Origin of the sequence: Micromonospora solifontis (assembly GCF_003725545.1) — a bacterium.
GTDB classification, from domain to species: Bacteria; Actinomycetota; Actinomycetes; order Mycobacteriales; family Micromonosporaceae; genus Micromonospora; species Micromonospora solifontis.
Map to the genome: position 1 here is coordinate 1 of NZ_RJLN01000096.1, position 17371 is coordinate 17371.

Consider the following 17371-nt stretch of genomic DNA (forward strand, 5'->3'; position numbering starts at 1 on the left):
CCGCCCGGTCTCGGCCAGGGCGCGCTCTTCGACGCGCCGTCCGGGCCGCCGGGCCCGGGCATCGCGGCGTTGACCCGGGTGTACGCGGACCAGCTCGCCCGGATCGCGGCGACCGAGCATCCCGGCCGGTTCCGGCTGCTGGTGGCCGCCGAGTCGGCCGGCGCGCTGATCGCCGCCGAGATGGGCGCGGCCGGGCTGCCCTGGCGGGCCGACGTGCACGACGCCATGCTCGCCGAGCTGCTCGGCGAGGCGTCGCCGGTGGGTGGCCCGCCGCGCCGGCTGGCCGAGCTGGCCGCCCGGATCGCCGCGGCGTTCGGCGTCCGCCAGCTGCACGCCGACTCCCCGGCGGAGCTGCTCAAGGCGTTCGCCCGGGCCGGCGTGGAGCTGCCCAACACCCGGGCGTGGGTGCTGCGCGGGGTCGAGCACCCGGCCGTGCCGCTGGTCCTGGAATACAAGGAGCTCTACCGGATCTGGACGGCCCACGGCTGGGCGTGGCGCGACGCCTGGGTCTCGGCCGGCCGGTTCCATCCCGAGTACGTCCCCGGCGGGGTGGTCTCCGGCCGTTGGGCCACCCGGGGTGGGGGCGCGCTGCAGATTCCCAAGGTGATCCGGCGGGCGGTGGTGGCCGACCCGGGCTGGACGTTCGTGGTGGCCGACGCGGGTCAGCTCGAACCTCGGGTGCTCGCCGCGGTCTCCGGGGACGAGCGGCTGGCCGCCGCCGGTGGCGCCGGCGACCTCTACGCCGCCCTCGCCCGGGACGCCTTCGCCGGTGACCGGGCCCGGGCCAAGGTGGCCCTGCTCGGCGCGATGTACGGGCAGACCGGCGGCGCGGCCGTGCCCGCCCTGGCGGTGCTCAAGCGGAGTTACCCGACCGCGTTCGGGTACGTCGAGGCGGCCGCCCGCACCGGTGAGGCGGGCGGGCTGGTCCGGTCGTGGCTGGGGCGTACCTGCCCGCCGGGGTCGGTGGGCTTCGCCGACGGGGAGGAGGCGGTGGTGGACGCCGGGACGGACCCGCAGGGGCCGCGCGCCCGGGCGGCCCGCTCGCGGGGCCGGTTCACCCGTAACTTCGTCATCCAGGCCACCGCCGCCGAGTGGGCCTCCACGCTGCTGGCCACGCTCCGTGCGGAGCTGGCCGGCACCGGGGCCGAGCTGGTCTTCTTCCAGCACGACGAGGTGATGGTGCACTGCCCGGCGGAGCAGGCCGAGGCGGTCGCGGCGGCGGTCACCGGGTCGGGGGCCCGGGCCACGGCGCTGCTCTTCGGCGACACTCCGGTGCGGTTCCCGCTGGACCTGTCCATCGTCGACTGCTACGCCGACGCGGCATAGCGGTCAATTTTCCGTTTTGCCCCGCTACCCGCTCGCGGGGGCGCTCGTTGGGTCCGTTGTGCGTACGACGGGACGGACCGGACGCGGCTGCGCCCGGTTCGCCCCCCAGGTCGAGGGGGCACAGCTGAACCGGATCGCAGGAATGATCATCGCCGCCGGTGGGGGCCGCCGCATCGGCGGGCCCGAGGCGCTGCTGCACCAGGGGGAGAAGCCCCTGGTGAGCCAGATGATCGACACGATGGGCGACGCGGGCTGCGAGCAGATCGTGGTCGTGCTGGGCGCGGCGGCCGAGCAGGTCCGCCAGACCACCGACCTGACCGGGGCCACCGTGGTGGTCAACCGGGCCTGGGGGACTGGCGTGGGCTCCTCGATCCGGGCCGGTCTGGCCGCGCTGACCGACGAGGGGATCGAGGCGGTCGTGGTGGTCCCGGTCGACATGCCGGGGCTCACCGCCGCCGCGGTCCGCCGGGTGGCCGCCCTGCCGTACCCGGACGTGCTGGTCTGCGCCACCTACGACGGGCTACGCGGCTACCCGATGCTGTTCGGGCGCCGGCACTGGCCCGGTATCGCGACCCTGGCCAGTGCCGACGTGGGCGCGCGGCCGTACCTGCTCGCGCACAAGGACCAGATCGTCGACATCGCCTGCGACTCGGTGGCCGACGGCAGCCGGATCGACAGCCCCGAGCTGATGGCCCTCTACGGGCTCAGCATCCCCGAGCAGCGCGTGGGAGCCTGAGCGGGATCATCGCCGGTGCCACGATGTCGGTGTGGCGTATGACGAAGACCTCGCGAACCGGGTGCGGGAACTGGTCGGGCGCGAGGCCGGGATCGCCGAGCGGCGGATGTTCGGCGGCCTGGCGATGATGGTGCACGGCAACATGGCGGTGGTCGTCCGGGGCGCCGGCGGCCTGATGGTCCGCGTCCAACCGGCCGACTTCGAGCGGCTGCGGTCCGCGCCGGGCGCCCAGGCGACGGTGATGCGTGGGCGGCCGATGCGCGGTTGGATCACGGTGGACTCCGCGGCCTGCGAGCGGGACGCCGACCTCGCCCGGTGGGTCGAGCAGGGCGTCCGGTACGCCGGCACCCTGCCGGCGAAGCGCGACGGAGCCCGGGCCGGCCGTAGCGGATGATGGGGTCGAGCGACGTCGCGGACGCCCGCACCGCTGGTGGTGCTCAGGTGCGGGGCGCGTACATGATGACGGCGACCCCGATGAGGCAGATCGCCGCGCCGATGAGGTCGTAGCGGTCGGGCCGGAACTTGTCGACGATCACTCCCCAGGTCAGGGAGCCGGCGACGAAGACACCGCCGTAGGCGGCCAGGATGCGGCCGAAGTGGGGATCCGGCTGGAACGTGGCGACGAAGCCGTACAGGCCGAGGGCGACGACGCCGGCGGCGACGAACCACAGTCCCCGGTGTTCCCGCCAGCCCTGCCAGACCAGCCAGGCCCCGCCGATCTCGAACAGTGCCGCCAGCACGAACAGCACGATGGACCTGGTGACCGTCATGGCGGCAGCGTATCCGCGCTAGGGGCGCGTGGCGCAGGAGCAGGCGCCGGCGGCGCAGCCGGTGGCGTGGGCCGGCCGGCGCCGCGCCCACCACCAGGCCAGGGCGGTCGCGGCGGCCAGGGCCACCGCGATGCCGGGCAGGACCCGGCCGAACCAGGCCCAGCCGGCCCCGCCGAGAACGCCCGCGGTGAGCAGCAGCGGGACGGCGCAGCACAGGGCGCAGGCCAGGCCGGTGAGTCCGCCGAGGCCGGTGGGCAGCAGGCGGCGAAGGGTGTTCATCAGCGGTGGGCTCCTCGGTCGAGGTCGGCGAACGGCAGGGGGCAGCAGTCGGTGGTGGCGCAGGTGGCCAGGTCGTCACAGCCGGCGTCGAGCGCGGCCCGCAGGCTCGCGGCGACGACCTGGAGGTCGGCGATCCTGCCTTCGATCTCGGTGAGCTTGGCCGCGGCTCGGCGTTGCAGGCTGGCGTCGGGCCGCCGGCCGTGCCGATGGGTGCCGAGGTCGACCAGCTCGGCGATCTCGTCGAGGGTGAAGCCCAGCCGCTGCGCGGTCTTGATCACACGCAGCGTGGTCAGCGCCTCCCGGGGATACAGCCGGTGGCCGCCGGCGCTGCGGCGGGGTTCGGCCAGCAGGCCGCGGCGCTCGTAGTAGCGCAGGGTCTGCCGGTTCACCCCGGCGGCGCCGGCCAGCTCGCCGCTGCGCAGCCCGGCCGTCACGACCGGTCCCGGACCAGCGTGGCTCGGGCGTGCAGCGCGTCCAGGACCGCGACGTGCCCGGGGGGAACCTCGATGTCCAGCCGCACCACGCCCGGGGCGGGGGCGGCCACGGTGAAGGTGAAGAACGAGCAGCACCGCGTCTCCCGCTCGGCGAGATCGCGGACCGAATCGGCGAGCTCCTCGCCGCCGGCCAGGGTGACGCGCAGGTGCCGTGGCGTCAGGCGTTCGCCGCCCCGCACCGACGCCGTGAACAGTGTGTCGAACTCGGCGAGCCGCAGCGGCTGCTCGGCGGTCGGCAGGGTGCACGCCTGCGGCACCCAACCGAGGTCAACAGGGTTCTGATCGGTCATGCCACCACGGTAAGCCGGTACCCAGGTACCGGATGCAAGCCGCGGTGTCGGGCAGCGGCGCGGCGATGCTCCCCAAATCGACACCGTGCCTCGGTGCCCGTATCCCGGTAGCCTCCCGTGCGCTCGATGATCAATCCGGCGAGGTCGCCGGAGATCGCGTACACCCCGAGAAGGAGCCGCTTCCGTTGCGCCTCAAACGAATCCTGCTGTCCGCCCTGGCGCTGGCGCTCGTGCCGATCGGCACGACCGTCGTGCTGGCGCAGCCGGCCCAGGCCGACCCCACGTTCCCGCTGTACGGGCCCTACCCCGCCACGACGGCGATCGACGGGCGCGGCAGCATGAACCCCGACGACCGGGACGCCATCGACCTCTACACCACCGGCGAGCAGATCTACCTGCGCTGCCAGGACTCCGGCCCGTCGGTCGGCGGCAGCGGGATCTGGGACTACACCCGCGAGGGCCACTGGGTCCCGGACGCCTACGTCCGCACCGGCGTCAGCGGGTTCGTCTCCGGCGTGCCGCGCTGCCTGGCGCTGGGCATCGACGGTCACGCCACGACCGGCACCATCCACGGCCCGTACTCGGCCAAGGTCGACATCGACGGCCGGGGCAGCGCGAACCCTGATGACCGGGTCCGCACGGACGCCTACCTGGCCGGCAGCCTGCTCTACCTGAAGTGCCAGGACTACGGCGTCGCCGTGGGCGGCAGCACGCTGTGGGACTACACCTACGACGGCTACTGGGTGCCCGACGTCTACGTCAGCACCGGCACCAGCGGGTGGATCTCCGGCATGCCGTCGTGCTCCTCGCTGGGCATCTCCGGTGGCGTGGCGGGCAACCCGAACGGCGGGCGCCAGTTCCTGGCCCGGACCACGCTCAACGGCTACCACGGCAAGAGCCTCGGCGCGAGCAGCGTGGTGGACCGGTACGCCGAGGGCACCTTCATCACGGTGATGTGCCAGGCGTACGGCGAGTTCAACTACGGCGGCTCGGCGATCTGGGACAAGACCAGCGACGGCCTGTGGGTGGCCGACTTCTACGTGCGTACCGGTTCCACCGACATCGTGATGAACCGCTGCGACAACGACGGCCCGTCCGGCGGCGGCAACCGTTTCCTGGTGAAGACGACGCTCAACGGCTACCAGAGCAAGAGCCTCAGCTCGACCAGCGTGGTGGACAAGTACCCGGGCGGCAGCTACGTCACGCTCGTCTGCCAGGCGTACGGCGAGTTCAACTACGGTGGCTCGGCGATCTGGGACAAGACCAGCGACGGGCTCTGGGTGGCCGACTACTACGTCTACACCGGCGACGACGACATCGTCATGGACCGCTGCGACAGCGACCCCAAGCCGACCGGCGGCCCCGGCAACCCGTCGGTGCCCGGTGACCCGACGCCCGGCTCGGTGCCCGACGCGCAGATCCGCGACAGGATCGTCAACGCCGCGCTCAGCCAGGTCGGCGTGCACGAGTGGGGCGACAACTGCAACCCGTACGGCCAGAACGGCGTCCAGTGCGGCTGGGCGTGGTGCAGCATGTTCGCCAGCTGGACCTGGCGCCAGGCCGGCATCAACGTGTTCCTGCCGTACAGCGGCAGCTTCTACAACTGGGGCCAGTCACGCGGCCTGCTGCGCTCCAAGAGCAACATCCGCCCCGGCGACGTGGTGCTCTTCGGCGCCAACTCCGGCTCCAGCGACCACATCGGAGTGGTGGCCTCCGTCGAACCGGACGGGCGGATCACCACCATCGAAGGCAACTGGGGCAACCAGGTGAAGGTGGTGGGCCCGTACGACCCGTACAGCCCGGGACCGACCCACGAGAACATCTACGGGGTGGTGGCCCCGGTGAACGACTCCTCCGACGTGTGGCAGAACGGGGCGGTCACCTCCGACGCGACCTGCACCGCGGAGAAGTCCTCGAACGGCGTCGACTACCAGCTGTGCCAGGAGGTCAGCGGCACCCAGGTGCGCTCGGTGGTCGAGGTCTGGTCCGGCAAGGACCAGGTCGTCCGGGCGAGCGTCTACCTCGGTGGCGCCGGTGACTGGGACTCGGCCAAGTGCGAGTCCACCATGCTCAGAGCCAACACCTGGCGAAAATGCGTGACCGCCTGGAAGACGATCAAGTACGGCGGGGCGGACGCCGACGCGACCGTCACCGCCGGCGGAAGTGAGCGTCCGGAGCTGCACACCGGCGTGCTGAAGCTGCGCGGCTGGGCGCAGGAGAAGGGCAACTACTGCGGGCCCGGGACCCTGCAGGCCGCCGCGGCGAGCATGGGCATCTCGACCGTGCCCAGCCAGGACGAGCTGGCCAGCGAGTCGCACACCAGCTCCACCGGCACCCTGCCGTCGGACATGGCGTCGACCCTGTCGGGCAACACCCCGATCGGCATGGGCTACGACTTCTACGGCTGGTACTCCTTCGGCGACAGCAACCTGCCCCTGGAGTACGGCATCGACCGGGTCCGCCGCGGCATCAAGCAGGGCCAGCCGTCGATCCTGCTGGTCAAGCCGCAGCTGCTGCCCTGGGGCACGTCCGGCGGCAGCGGCCTGGTCCGGCACTACGTGATGATCTACGGGTACGGGTCGGTCGACAGCAGCGCCGGCGAGACGGGTCAGTACACCAGCACCTTCAAGGTCTGGGACCCGTGGGACGCGACCACCCACGACATGACCCTCGACGAGCTGATCACCGCGGCGAACGCCGCCGAGGTGCCCGGCGACATCACCACCATCTCGCCGAAGATCTGACGCGCCGCGCCGTCGTGCGCCGGGGACCGGGTCCCGGGCGTACGGCGGCGCGGTCGTGCGCGAGGGCGGAGAGCCGCCGGTGGAGGCGAGCGGCTTCCCTGAGCGTCAGCCCTCCGGCAGCCGGTTGGAGGTGGCCAGCCGGCGGTACCAGTGGGCGCTGTCCTTCCAGGTCCGGGCGAGGGTGTCGTAGTCGACGCGGATGATGCCGAACCGCCGGTGGTAGCCGTACCCCCACTCGAAGTTGTCCAGCAGCGACCACACGAAGTACCCCCGCACGTCCGCCCCGGCGGCCATCGCGTCGCCGACCGCCGCGATGTGCCGGCGCAGGTAGTCCACCCGCTGGTCGTCGTGGACCGACCCGTCCGGGGCGACCACGTCGTCGAAGGCGGCCCCGTTCTCGGTGATCATCAACGGCTGTCCGGGGTACTCGCGGTGCAGCCGCAGCAGCAGCTCGGTCATGCCGCCCGGGTCGATGTTCCAGCCCATCGTGGTGTACGGCCCGGGCTGGGGCAGGAAGTCCACGTCCTCGGCGCCCACCCACGGCGTGTGGGCGGAGGCCCCGTGGCCGTCCGCGTCCGACCGTGGCGACACCCCGTCGGCGGCACGGACCAGGGTGGTGGCGTAGTAGTTCACCCCGAGCACGTCCAGCGGCACCGCCGCGGTCCGCTCATCGCCGTCGCGCACGAACGACCAGTCGGTCACCGCCGCGGTGTCCGCGAGCAGGTCCTGCGGGTACGCCCCGTCCAGCATCGGCCCGAGGAACGCCCGGTTGGCCAGCGCGTCGATCCGGCGTACCGCGTCGTGGTCGGCGGGCGAGTCCGACGCCGGCCGGATGACGTGCGGGTTGAGCGTGACCGAGAGCCGCGCCGCCGGGGCGAGGTCGCGGATCACCCGGCCCGCCAGGCCGTGCGCCAGGTTCAGGTGGTGCACGGCGGCCAGCGCGGCGGCCGGTTCCGTCCGCCCCGGCGCGTGCACGCCGGAGGCGTAGCCGAGGTACGCCGAGCACCACGGCTCGTTGAGCGTGGTCCAGGTGTGCACCCGGTCGCCGAGCGCCCCGACGATGCCGGCGGCGTAGTCGGCGAACCGGTACGCGGTGTCCCGCGCCGGCCAGCCGCCCGCGTCCTCCAGTTCCTGCGGCAGGTCCCAGTGGTAGAGCGTCGCCACCGGCTGGATGCCCCGCTCCAGCAGTTGGTCCACCAGCCGCGAGTAGAAGTCGACACCCACCGGGTTGACCGCGCCCGTGCCGCCCGGCCGCACCCGCGGCCAGGCGATCGAGAACCGGTACGCGTCGAGGCCGAGCGCGGCCATCTGGTCCACGTCCTCGGCCCAGCGGTGGTAGTGGTCGGCCGCCACGTCGCCGGTGTCCCCGTTCAAGGTGCGGCCCGGCGTGTGGCTGTAGGTGTCCCAGATGGACGGCCCCCGGCCGCCCTCTCTCGCCGCGCCCTCGATCTGGTACGCCGCCGTCGCGGACCCCCAGACGAAGCCCTCCGGAAACTCGAAGCCGCTCACCGCGCCACCTCCACCACGTAACCCGACGAGGCACCCGCCACCAGCTCCACACCGGCGGTGCCGTTCACGTACCGGACCTCGAACTCGGCCCCGGCGCCGCCGTCCGGCGCGGGCACCCGGACCCGGGTCCGCTGCCCCTCGACCGGGGCGAACAGCCGCAGCCGCACCCCGTCGGCCCAGGCGTAGTCCGGCCGGTCGTGGACGGCGCCGAACGGGATGACCGCGCCGGGCCGGGCGAGCACCGGCACGCTGTCGAAGTCGTGTTTCTCGGTGACCCAGCCGGGGCCGGTGACCCGGGCGCCGGTGACCAGGTGGGTCCAGGCGCCCGCCGGCACGTAGTAGGTGACCTGCCCGTCGGCGCTCATCACCGGCGCCACCAGCACGTCCGGGCCGAGCATGTACTGCCGGTCGAGGTACGGGGCGGTCGGGTCGTCCGGGAAGTCCAGGATCATCGGCCGCATCATCGGCACCCCGTCGGTGTGCGCCTCCTCGGCCGCCGCCGCCAGGTACGGCATCAGGCTCAGCTTGAGCCGGGTGAACCGGCGCAGCACGTCGACGGCCTCGTCGTCGTACGCCCACGGCACCCGGTACGACCCGGACCCGTGCAGCCGGGAGTGGGAGGAGAGCAGCCCGAAGGCGATCCACCGCTTGAACACCGCCGGGTCCGGCGTGCCCTCGAAGCCGCCGATGTCGTGGCTCCAGTACCCGAACCCGGACGCGGCCAGCGACAGCCCGCCGCGCAGCGACTCGGCCATCGCCACGAAGGTGGACTCGCAGTCGCCGCCCCAGTGCACCGGGAACTGCTGCCCGCCGGCCGTGGCCGACCGGGCGAACAGCACCGCCTCACCCTCGCCGCGCTCGGCCTCCAGCAGCTCGAAGACGGTCTTGTTGTAGAGGTAGGCGTAGTAGTTGTGCATCCGCTGCGGGTCCGCCCCGTCGTGCCACACCACGTCGGTCGGGATGCGCTCGCCGAAGTCGGTCTTGAAGCAGTCGACGCCCATGTCCAGCAGCACCTTGAGCTTGCCGGCGAACCAGCGGGCCGCGTCCGGGTTGGTGAAGTCGACCAGCGCCATCCCGGCCTGCCACTTGTCCCACTGCCACACCGAGCCGTCTGGGTTGCGGACCAGGTAGCCGGCCTGCCGGCCCTCCTCGAACAGGTACGACCGCTGGGCGATGTACGGGTTGATCCAGACGCAGACCTTCAGGCCGCGTTCGTGCAGCCGGCGCAGCATGCCCTCGGGGTCGGGGAAGGTCTCCGGGTCCCAGATGAAGTCGACCCAGTGGAACTGCCGCATCCAGAAGCAGTCGAAGTGGAACACCGACAGCGGCAGGTCCCGCTCGGCCATCCCGTCGATGAACTCGGTGACCGTCTTCTCGTCGTACTGGGTGGTGAACGAGGTGGACAACCACAGCCCGTACGACCACGCTGGCACCCGCGCCGGGCGGCCGGTCAGCGCCGTGTACCGGCGCAGCACGTCCTTCGGCGTGGGACCGTCGATCACGTGGTAGGTCAGCGACTGCCCGGCCACGCTGAACTGGGTCTGCGACACCACCTCCGAGCCCACCTCGAAGGAGACCAGCTCCGGGTGGTCCACGAACACCCCGTACCCGGCGCTGCTGAGGTAGAACGGCACGTTCTTGTACGCCTGCTCGCTGGCCGTGCCGCCGTCGGCGTTCCAGATGTCCACCGTCTGGCCGTTCTTGACGTACGGCCCGAACCGTTCGCCGAGGCCGTGGATCGTCTCGCCGACGCCCAGCGCCAGCCGCTCGTGCACGTACTTGCGGCCCTCGGCGTCGGTGACGATGCCGATGCTGCGCTCGGTGGAGGAGGTGACCAGCCGGTCACCGCGCAGGAAGTCGACCCGCCACGGCCCGACCAGGGCGACCCGCGCGGTCAGCTCATCCGTGGTCAGCCGCGCGGTCACCCCGGTGACCTCCACGTGTACGGGGTGGTCGGTGGACTCGGCCAGGCCGAACCGGGGCTGGCGGGGCAGCCCGCCGGAGTGGTGGCCGATGGTCACCCCGATGACCCCGGGCGCGGGGGAGAAGAACCGCACGGTCACCACCGGCCGGTTGAGCGTGTCGCCGCGCCCGGTGATCCGGCCGGTGGGCGCGAAGACGGCGAACCCGCGCTCGTCCGGTTCCACCGACTCCACGGCGCCGGGGCGCAGCACGCTGACCCCGGGTCGCAGTTGCCAGTACCCGTCGGTGAACTTCACTTCTCCGCTCCCGCCGTGATGCCGCGCGCCAGGGTGCGCTGGAAGATGAGGAAGAACAGAATCGCCGGGACGAGGCTGAGCAGCGACCCGGCGTTGGTGGTCGGGGCGTCCATCAGCCGGTCGCCCTGCAGCGAGGCGAGCGCGACCGGGACGGTCTGGGTCTGGTTGTCGATGAGCATGACCAGGGGGATCAGGAACTCGTTCCAGGTCCAGATGAAGAAGAAGACGAGCAGCACCGAGAGGGTGGGGCGCAGGTTGGGCAGCACCACCCGCCAGAGGATGCGCCACTTGCCGGCGCCGTCGAGCGCCGCCGCCTCCAGCAGCGTGCGCGGGAAGGTGCCGAGCACCGACGCGAGCAGGTACGTGCCGAACGCGCTCTGGATGACCGTGAAGATGATGATCACGGCGAGCCGGGTGTTGTAGAGCCCCGCCTCCTTCGCGAAGTGGTAGAGCGGGTAGATCAGCGACTCCTGCGGCAGCATGTTGGCCAGCAGGAACAGGCCGATGATCCAGAGCCGGCCGCGGACCCGGCCGACGCCCAGCGCGTACGCGTTGAACAGCGACACGAGCACCGCGAGCACCGCGACCGAACCGGCGATGAGGGTCGAGTTCCACAGTTTCACCGGGAAGTCGACCTGCTCCCAGTACGTCCGCAGCCCCTTCGTGTAGAACTCGGACGGCCAGCTCAGCGGGCCGTTGGTCGAGTAGTCACCCGGCGACTTGAAGGCGTTGAGCAGCATGAACGCGAACGGCACCAGCATCGCCAGGGCGGCGGCGGTGACCAGCGCCAGCACGATCCACCGGGTCACCCCGCGGTGGTGCCGGTCCGGGACCCGCCGGGCGCGCGCCGGCGGGGTGAGCGTGACGGCCATCAGATTCCCCGGTCCCGCCGTTCGGCCCGGTTCTGCGCCCGGATGAACAGCACGCTGATCACCACGATGATCAGCGTGAGCACCATCGAGATCGCGGAGCCGTAGCCGACGTGCAGCTTCTTGAAGAAGGTGTAGTAGGCGAAGTAGGACGGGACGTTGGTGGCGTTCTCCGGGCCGCCCCGGGTCAGCGCGTAGATCGGCCCGAACACCTTCATGGCGGCGATGGTGCAGGTCAGCCCGACCACGAAGGTCTCCGGCCGGATCTGCGCCAGGGTGATCGCCCGGAACCGGTGCCACCAGCCGGCGCCGTCGATCTCCGCCGCCTCGTACAGTTCGGGGTCGACCCGCTCGAGCGCCGCCATGAAGACGACGACGGGATAGCCGATCTGCACCCAGATCATCACCGCCATCACCACCGGCAGCGCGGTGTCCGGGTCGCCGAGCCAGTCGTGCCGCAGCGCGCCCAGCCCGACCGCGTCGAGCAGCCCGTTGAACGCGCCGTCCGGCCGCAGGATCCAGCCCCAGACGATGCCGGCCACCACGACCGGCAGCACCTGCGGCAGGTAGAAGGCGGCCCGCAGGGCGGCGGCGGTGCGCGGCCGGAACCGGCGGCCGATGGTGTCGAAGAGCGCCGCGGCCAGCACCAGCCCGATCAGGGTGGGCAGCAGCACCATCGCGACGATCATCGCGACGGTGTTCTGGAACGAGGTCCAGAACACGTCGTCGTGCAGCAGGTTCCGGTAGTTGTCCAGGCCGATGAAGCTGGGGTCGCCGACCCCGGACCACCGGGTCAGGGAGAGGTAGCCGGTGTAGACCAGCGGCCCGCCGATGACGAGCAGGAACAGCACCGCGCCGGGCAGCAGGTAGAGCCAGTACGCGGCGTCGGGGCGGGAGGGGCGGCGGCGCCGGGTCGCCGCAGCCGGGGGTGCCGGGGTCGCCGGGGCGACCGCGGTGTCGGGGACTGCCATGGGGGTCCTTCCGCGGCGGGGCGGGCACGCGTGGCGTGCCCGCCCGCCCGCACCGTCGTCAGTTGCGTTTGATCTCCGCGACGCCGTCCTGGTAGGGCTTGGCGATCGCGTCGAGCACCTGGTCGGGCGACTTGGACTGGTTGATCAGCCCCTGGAAGCCGGCGACGAGGACGTCGTAGTAGCCGGGCACCGGCCAGTCGGGGTAGAAGGCCAGCCCGTCCTGCGCGCTGATCGCGTTGAAGTTCTCAATCAGCTTCCGGTCCTTCGCATCACTGATCTTCGCCGGGTCGCCGACCACCGGCACCCCGCCGTTGTTGCCGATCAGCGCCTGGACCTCCGGGCGCATGGTGATGTCGATGAAGTCGTACGCCAGGTCCTTGGCCTTGCTGCTGGTCGGGACCACCCAGATGTTGCCCGACGAGCCGGCGTTGAGCTTGTTGCCGGGGAAGAGGAAGGTGTCCCAGTCGAACTTGATCTCACTCTTGAACCGGCCGTACCACCAGCTGCCGGAGACGATCATCGGCGTCTTGCCGGCGATGAACGCCGTACCCATGTCCTCCGCCTTCGCGCTGGCCGCGTTCTTCGACACGTAGCCCTTGCGCACCCACTCGGCGAAGGTGTCCGCGCCGTACTTGAGCGGGTCGGCGTGGAAGTCCACCGGGTTCTTGTAGAGCTGGTAGTTGTCCACGAACGCCCGGTCCGCCCTGGCCAGGGCGAGTTCGTAGAAGAGCTGCCCGGCCGGGTACTCCGCGCCGGCCGTGCCCAGCGGCGTGACGCCCTTGCCGACGAAGGTGTCCATCGCCTTCGTCATCTCGTCCAGGGTCGTGGGCACCTGGACGCCGTACCTGGTGAACAGGTCCTTGTTGTAGTAGACCATCACGTACTCGCCGTAGTTCGGCACGCCGTACCAGTTGCCGGAGCCCATCACACCCTTGTCCGAGTAGCGGGCGGTGGTCTGCAGGCTCGGGCTCAGCGCCTTGTCCCAGCCCCGCTTGGTGGCCTGGGCGGTGAGGTCGGTGAGCAGGCCCTGCGAGGAGAGCAGGCCGGCGGTGGCGTTGCCCTTGTTGTACTCCATCACGTCCGGACCCTCGGACGAGTTGATGATCATGCCGGCGTTCTGCTGGATCTGCTCGAACGCCTTGCGCTCGAAGCGCACCTCCACGCCGGGGTGTTCCTGCTTGAAGATCTCGATCGCCTTGTCCCAGGCGACGCCCATCGCGCTGTTCGCGCTCTCGTAGTGCCAGAGCTTCAGGACCTTCGCCCCGCTGGCGCCTTCGCCGTCATCGTCGCCGCACGCGGTCACGCCGGTCGCCGCGAGCGCGGCCACCACCGCCGCCGCGGCGACTCTCCGGAGTCGCTGCATTGCTAGTCTCCTCGGTGAGTATCGAGCCGGTACTCCGTCAAGCCCGTCGTCGCGTGGCAGCGCGGCGACGGGCTGCTTGCTATGTACGTCCCGGTGTCGGCCTGGCAGGGCCGTCGCCGGCGGCGCCACCCGCCGTCCCGGGCGGTCCGCTCGAGCCGCGGACCTCCAGGACGCAGGGCAGCAGTTGCTGGTAGATCTCGCCGCTGTCGGCGTCGATGTGCCGCAGCAGCGTCTCGACCGCGATCCGACCCAACGCGGAGCCGGGTGAGGTCATCGCGGTGAGCGCCGGGGTCGCCAGCTCGGCGACCTGGGGTGACGTGACCATGGAGACCACCGAGACGTCGCCGGGCACGGCCAGTCCCCGGCGGGCGAGCTCGCCGAGAATGCCGAACACGGCACTCTCGTTCATGGCGAGCACCGCGCTCAGGTCGGGGGCCCGGTCGAACGCCTCGCTCAGCGCGTCCCGGCCACCGGCCGCGCTGTCCTCGGCGGCGATCATCAGCGGGTCGAGGCCGTGCCCGCTCATCGCCGCGACGAAGGCGTCCCGGGTACGCAACGCCGGGCCGTACCCGTGGGCGATGGTCGCCGGAGAGTGGTTGACGTAGACGATCCGCCGGTGCCCGAGCCGCACGAGGTGATCGACGGCGTCGCGCACCGTGCGGTCGAAGTCGATATCGACGTACGACAGGCCGGTGGTGTCGGCGGTGCGCCCGATCAGCACCAGCGGGACGCTCAGCTCGCGCAGCACATCCACCCGGGGATCGTCCAGCTGCACCTCCATCAGCAGCGCCCCGTCGAGCATCCGCTGGCTGGCCAGCCGGCGCAGCTCGTCGACCTCCCCCGCGCCGATCGGGGAGAGCACCAGGTGGTAGCCGGCGGCGCTGGCGGCGGCCGCCGCCCCGGTGACGAAGGCGGTCTCGGTGGCGCCCAGGCCGCGCTCGTCCATCGGCATGAGCAGACCCAGGATCCGGCTGCGCCGGCTGGCCAGGCCGCGGGCCATCGCGTTCGGCTGGTAGTCCAGCTCGGCCATGGCGGAGAGGACCTTGGCCCGGGTCGCCTGGGAGATCGGGCGCGCGCCGGTGAGGACGTACGACACGGTGCTGACGGAGACGCCGGCGCGGCGGGCGACGTCCTGCATGGTGGCCACTGCGCACCTCCTCTGGCGTCTCCCACCGATTGTCGAAGCGCTTCGACTAAGCGTTTCGACAGACGGTAGGTCACCTGTTACACGGACGTCAATAGGCGATTACGAGAGTGGTCACCGGGGACGGATCGGCGAGGGTCACGGCAGGCCGAACAGCGCCGCGGCGTTGCCCCAGCAGACCGCCCGCAGCCAGTCGTCGTCCAGGTCCAGCCCGGCCAGCCCGGTCAGCTGCTCCGCGTAGGGGTAGGGAATGTTCGGGAAGTCGCTGCCCAGCAGCACCTTGCCGGCCAGGCCCAGCTCCCGCAGCCGGGGCAGCTCCGCCGCCGGGAACGGCGCGGCATGGCCGAAGAACGAGGTGAAGGTCATGGTGGTGTCCAGCCGGACCCGCTCGTACGCCCCGGCCAGGTCGAGGAACGCGGCGTAGTCCGGAGCGCCCAGGTGCGCCACGATCGCCGCCAGCCGGGGATGCCGGGCGAGTAGCGCGGCGAACGGGGCCGGCCCGGTGTGGGCGGTGCCCACCGGGGCGTGCCCGGCGTGCACCACCACCGGCACCCCGGCGTCGGCCAGCAACCCCCAGACCGCGTCCAGCGCCGGGTCGGTCGGCGGGAAGCCGCCCACCTGGAAGTGGACCTTGAACACCCGCGCCCCCGCGTCGAGGGCGTCGGTGACGTAGCCGGCCGCGCCGGGCTCCGGGAAGAAGGTGGCGGAGGCCAGGCAGCCCGGGGTTCGCGCGGCGAAGTCCAGCGTCCACCGGTTCAGCGCCGCCGCCATCCCCGGCCGGTGCGGGTACGCCAGCGCGGTGAACGCCCGTACGCCGAGCCGGCGCAGGTGCGCCACCCGGGCATCGTCGTCCCACCGGTACCGGATCGGCCACTCCCGACCGACCAGCGGCCCCGCCGCGTCGAAGTACGCCCACACCTTTCCCAGCAGCCGGGGCGGCAGGAAGTGGGTGTGCACGTCGGCGAGCCCGGGCAGCCCGAGCCGCCGCCAGAACCCGGGCACCGCGGCGTCCTCGGGCGGCGGACGGTCCCCCTCCACGTCGCCTACATCTCGATATTGAACCGTTGCAGCACCGACGGCGCGACCAGCCCCACCGCGGCGAGCACCGCGAGGACGGTCAGGGCCATCCGCAGCACGACCGTCTCGGCCTTGCTGCCGGTACGCAGCGCGATGCTGTTCGGCAGGCCGACCATGGTCCACATCCGGCGCTTGATCGGGATGGGCCAGAGGATGGGCACCCCGGCCCGGGTGATCATGTCGCCGAGGATGTGCACGAAACAGCCCACCCCGACGGCGGTGCCGATCAGCGGGTAGCCCCGGTCGCCCGGCAGGTTGGCGAAGGTGAACCAGGCGGCGGCGGCCGAGGCGAGGGTGACGATCACCCAGCCCGCCCGCTCGGCCCACTCGTCGAAGAGCCCGCGCAGCGCCAGCCCGATCATGAAGAACAGGATGCCGACCACCGCCCACTTGCCGAAGTGGGCGCAGAGCGCGGTGGTGCCCCAGCCGACCAGGAGGGTGAACGGGATGGTGTGGGTGAGCGTGCGGTGGCCGTTGTTGCGGCGCGGGTCCTTGCTGAGCTTCGTCGCGTAGTAGACGCCCAGCGAGATCTTCTCCATCACCTCGGCGATGAAGAGGCTGAACACGCCGAAGGTGCGGGCCACGGTGGCGCCGCCCTGGTTGCGGGTCACCTTGCCGGACAGGTCGAGGTCGGGGAAGAGCGCCCCGCCCGCGCAGACCGCGGTGCCCACGGCGAGGGCCAGCGGGGTCTGGTGGTAGTCGGCGAACTGGTCCAGCGCCCAGGAGCCGGTCAGCCACACCGCCGCGCCGGACAGCGCGTGGGACGGTCCCATCATGTCGACTCGCCCTTCCCCAGAGATCTTGATCGACAAAACTACGCCACTGTAGTCAAGTCTTCGGGTCGCGGGGCATCACCCGGACGGTCCACTCGGGAGGTGCTCGGCCGTCGTCCGCCGGGCGCCGCCGGATCACCAGGAAGTATGGCGGTACGTGCCGGCGCGTCGGACATTTCTGTCGCCGAACGGACGCCGGGCCGTCAACCGGCGGAGCGGGTGGAGCGGCCGGGCCGGAAGCTCTGCCGGATCCGGGACAGCTGCGCGGCGGCGGGCGTCCAGTCGGCGTCCGAGGTGGTCCAGCCGAGCAACCATCCGGTGGTGTCGCCGGGCAGGATCCGCACCGCGTGCAGGCGTTCGCCGTACGGGGCGGTCCAGCGGCACTCCCATTCCGCGCCGCCGCCGGTCGCCGCGAGCCGGACCTTGTCGTACTCGGGCAGCAGGCCGCCCCGGGTGAGGTCGCGCTCGGCGGCCCGTAACTGGTCCACCGGGTCGGCGCCGCCCGCGTACGGCTCCACGCCGAGGATCCGATGGTTGATCGGATCCTGGAAGCAGGTGATGGCGCCCAGGCGCAGGTACCGCCAGTCGGCCGGCACGGCGATCTGGAACCTGCCGGCGTCGCCGTACCAGATCCAGCCGGCCGGCAGGGTGGCGTCCTCGGCGGGCGGCGACCCCGCGGTCACCGGCTCGCCGGCCACGTCGGGCCGGACGCACGGGAACGGTGGGGGTGGCGGCGGGCCGCCGCGGCCGCCCGGCGGTGGTCCGAGCCGGCCGGGTTGGCGTCCCCACGGCTCGCCGGCCACGTCG

At 72.0% G+C, this 17371-nt stretch carries 16 protein-coding genes and 1 pseudogene; 4 read left to right on the top strand and 13 right to left on the bottom strand.

The annotated features are described in order from the left end of the window. The 3 genes from EFE23_RS23770 to EFE23_RS23780 form a co-directional block, all read left to right on the top strand. A partial coding sequence (locus EFE23_RS23770) for a bifunctional 3'-5' exonuclease/DNA polymerase (protein WP_123243146.1) occupies nucleotides 1-1326 on the top strand: 1326 nt, incomplete at its 5' end. Nucleotides 1327-1468: 142 nt separating this feature from the next. Beyond that, complete coding sequence (locus EFE23_RS23775; protein WP_123243147.1) at nucleotides 1469-2062, top strand: nucleotidyltransferase family protein; 594 nt, start codon at nucleotides 1469-1471, stop codon at nucleotides 2060-2062. A gap of 31 nt (nucleotides 2063-2093) precedes the next feature. Continuing rightward, on the top strand, nucleotides 2094-2456 hold the full coding sequence (locus tag EFE23_RS23780; protein ID WP_123243148.1) for a TfoX/Sxy family protein: 363 nt from the start codon (nucleotides 2094-2096) through the stop codon (nucleotides 2454-2456). 43 nt (nucleotides 2457-2499) lie between these two features. Here the strand turns inward: EFE23_RS23780 and EFE23_RS23785 are convergent, their stop codons facing one another. Genes EFE23_RS23785 through EFE23_RS23800 form a run of 4 tightly spaced genes read right to left on the bottom strand, consistent with a single transcriptional unit; the run spans nucleotide 2500 to nucleotide 3895 of the window. After that, complete coding sequence (locus EFE23_RS23785) at nucleotides 2500-2832, bottom strand: YnfA family protein (protein ID WP_123243149.1); 333 nt, start codon at nucleotides 2830-2832, stop codon at nucleotides 2500-2502. An 18-nt stretch (nucleotides 2833-2850) separates the two neighbouring features. Continuing rightward, nucleotides 2851-3111, bottom strand: a complete 261-nt coding sequence (locus tag EFE23_RS23790) for a hypothetical protein (protein ID WP_123243150.1) — start codon at nucleotides 3109-3111, stop codon at nucleotides 2851-2853. Next, the gene (locus tag EFE23_RS23795; RefSeq protein ID WP_123243151.1) at nucleotides 3111-3545 is read right to left on the bottom strand and encodes a MerR family transcriptional regulator; all 435 of its coding nucleotides are present in this window, start codon (nucleotides 3543-3545) and stop codon (nucleotides 3111-3113) included. Before EFE23_RS23795 ends, EFE23_RS23790 begins: the two co-directional genes overlap by 1 nt. Then, a complete protein-coding gene (locus tag EFE23_RS23800) occupies nucleotides 3542-3895 on the bottom strand; it encodes a hypothetical protein (protein ID WP_123243152.1) in 354 nt (117 codons plus the stop codon). Before EFE23_RS23800 ends, EFE23_RS23795 begins: the two co-directional genes overlap by 4 nt. Before the next feature lie 185 nt (nucleotides 3896-4080). On the opposite strand from EFE23_RS23800, the gene EFE23_RS23805 reads away from it, so the two are divergent. Further along, a complete protein-coding gene (locus EFE23_RS23805; protein ID WP_158675910.1) occupies nucleotides 4081-6639 on the top strand; it encodes a CHAP domain-containing protein in 2559 nt (852 codons plus the stop codon). Between the two features lie 105 nt (nucleotides 6640-6744). Here the strand turns inward: EFE23_RS23805 and EFE23_RS23810 are convergent, their stop codons facing one another. From EFE23_RS23810 to EFE23_RS23850, 9 genes and pseudogenes are all read right to left on the bottom strand, one after another. Then, nucleotides 6745-8148, bottom strand: a complete 1404-nt coding sequence (locus EFE23_RS23810; protein ID WP_123243154.1) for a GH1 family beta-glucosidase — start codon at nucleotides 8146-8148, stop codon at nucleotides 6745-6747. After that, on the bottom strand, nucleotides 8145-10367 hold the full coding sequence (gene yicI, locus EFE23_RS23815) for an alpha-xylosidase (RefSeq protein ID WP_123243155.1): 2223 nt from the start codon (nucleotides 10365-10367) through the stop codon (nucleotides 8145-8147). The genes EFE23_RS23810 and yicI overlap by 4 nt, the downstream gene beginning before the upstream one ends. Continuing rightward, complete coding sequence (locus EFE23_RS23820; protein WP_123243156.1) at nucleotides 10364-11239, bottom strand: carbohydrate ABC transporter permease; 876 nt, start codon at nucleotides 11237-11239, stop codon at nucleotides 10364-10366. Before EFE23_RS23820 ends, yicI begins: the two co-directional genes overlap by 4 nt. Next, the gene (locus EFE23_RS23825) at nucleotides 11239-12207 is read right to left on the bottom strand and encodes a carbohydrate ABC transporter permease (protein WP_123243157.1); all 969 of its coding nucleotides are present in this window, start codon (nucleotides 12205-12207) and stop codon (nucleotides 11239-11241) included. Before EFE23_RS23825 ends, EFE23_RS23820 begins: the two co-directional genes overlap by 1 nt. A gap of 58 nt (nucleotides 12208-12265) precedes the next feature. After that, nucleotides 12266-13570 carry an extracellular solute-binding protein gene (locus EFE23_RS23830; protein ID WP_123243158.1) on the bottom strand — a complete coding sequence of 435 codons (1305 nt, stop codon included), beginning with the start codon at nucleotides 13568-13570 and terminating at the stop codon, nucleotides 12266-12268. 79 nt (nucleotides 13571-13649) lie between these two features. Further along, nucleotides 13650-14708, bottom strand: coding sequence for a LacI family DNA-binding transcriptional regulator (locus EFE23_RS23835; protein WP_204335530.1), 1059 nt, complete (start codon nucleotides 14706-14708; stop codon nucleotides 13650-13652). Between the two features lie 144 nt (nucleotides 14709-14852). Continuing rightward, a complete protein-coding gene (locus EFE23_RS23840; protein WP_123243160.1) occupies nucleotides 14853-15752 on the bottom strand; it encodes an amidohydrolase family protein in 900 nt (299 codons plus the stop codon). 5 nt (nucleotides 15753-15757) lie between these two features. Beyond that, nucleotides 15758-16567 carry a metal-dependent hydrolase gene (locus EFE23_RS23845; RefSeq protein ID WP_123243161.1) on the bottom strand — a complete coding sequence of 270 codons (810 nt, stop codon included), beginning with the start codon at nucleotides 16565-16567 and terminating at the stop codon, nucleotides 15758-15760. 200 nt (nucleotides 16568-16767) lie between these two features. Continuing rightward, nucleotides 16768-17371: pseudogene (locus tag EFE23_RS23850) on the bottom strand (serine/threonine protein kinase); the annotation flags it as partial.

Bases quoted from the DNA above. Each gene is read 5' to 3' on its own strand.
- EFE23_RS23825 (WP_123243157.1), bottom strand. From the start codon at position 12,207: ATGGCAGTCCCCGACACCGCGGTCGCCCCGGCGACCCCGGCACCCCCG.
- EFE23_RS23790 (WP_123243150.1), bottom strand. From the start codon at position 3,111: ATGAACACCCTTCGCCGCCTGCTGCCCACCGGCCTCGGCGGACTCACC.
- EFE23_RS23835 (WP_204335530.1), bottom strand. From the start codon at position 14,708: ATGCAGGACGTCGCCCGCCGCGCCGGCGTCTCCGTCAGCACCGTGTCG.
- EFE23_RS23775 (WP_123243147.1), top strand. From the start codon at position 1,469: ATGATCATCGCCGCCGGTGGGGGCCGCCGCATCGGCGGGCCCGAGGCG.
- EFE23_RS23785 (WP_123243149.1), bottom strand. From the start codon at position 2,832: ATGACGGTCACCAGGTCCATCGTGCTGTTCGTGCTGGCGGCACTGTTC.
- EFE23_RS23830 (WP_123243158.1), bottom strand. From the start codon at position 13,570: ATGCAGCGACTCCGGAGAGTCGCCGCGGCGGCGGTGGTGGCCGCGCTC.
- EFE23_RS23820 (WP_123243156.1), bottom strand. From the start codon at position 11,239: ATGGCCGTCACGCTCACCCCGCCGGCGCGCGCCCGGCGGGTCCCGGAC.
- EFE23_RS23845 (WP_123243161.1), bottom strand. From the start codon at position 16,567: ATGATGGGACCGTCCCACGCGCTGTCCGGCGCGGCGGTGTGGCTGACC.
- EFE23_RS23800 (WP_123243152.1), bottom strand. From the start codon at position 3,895: ATGACCGATCAGAACCCTGTTGACCTCGGTTGGGTGCCGCAGGCGTGC.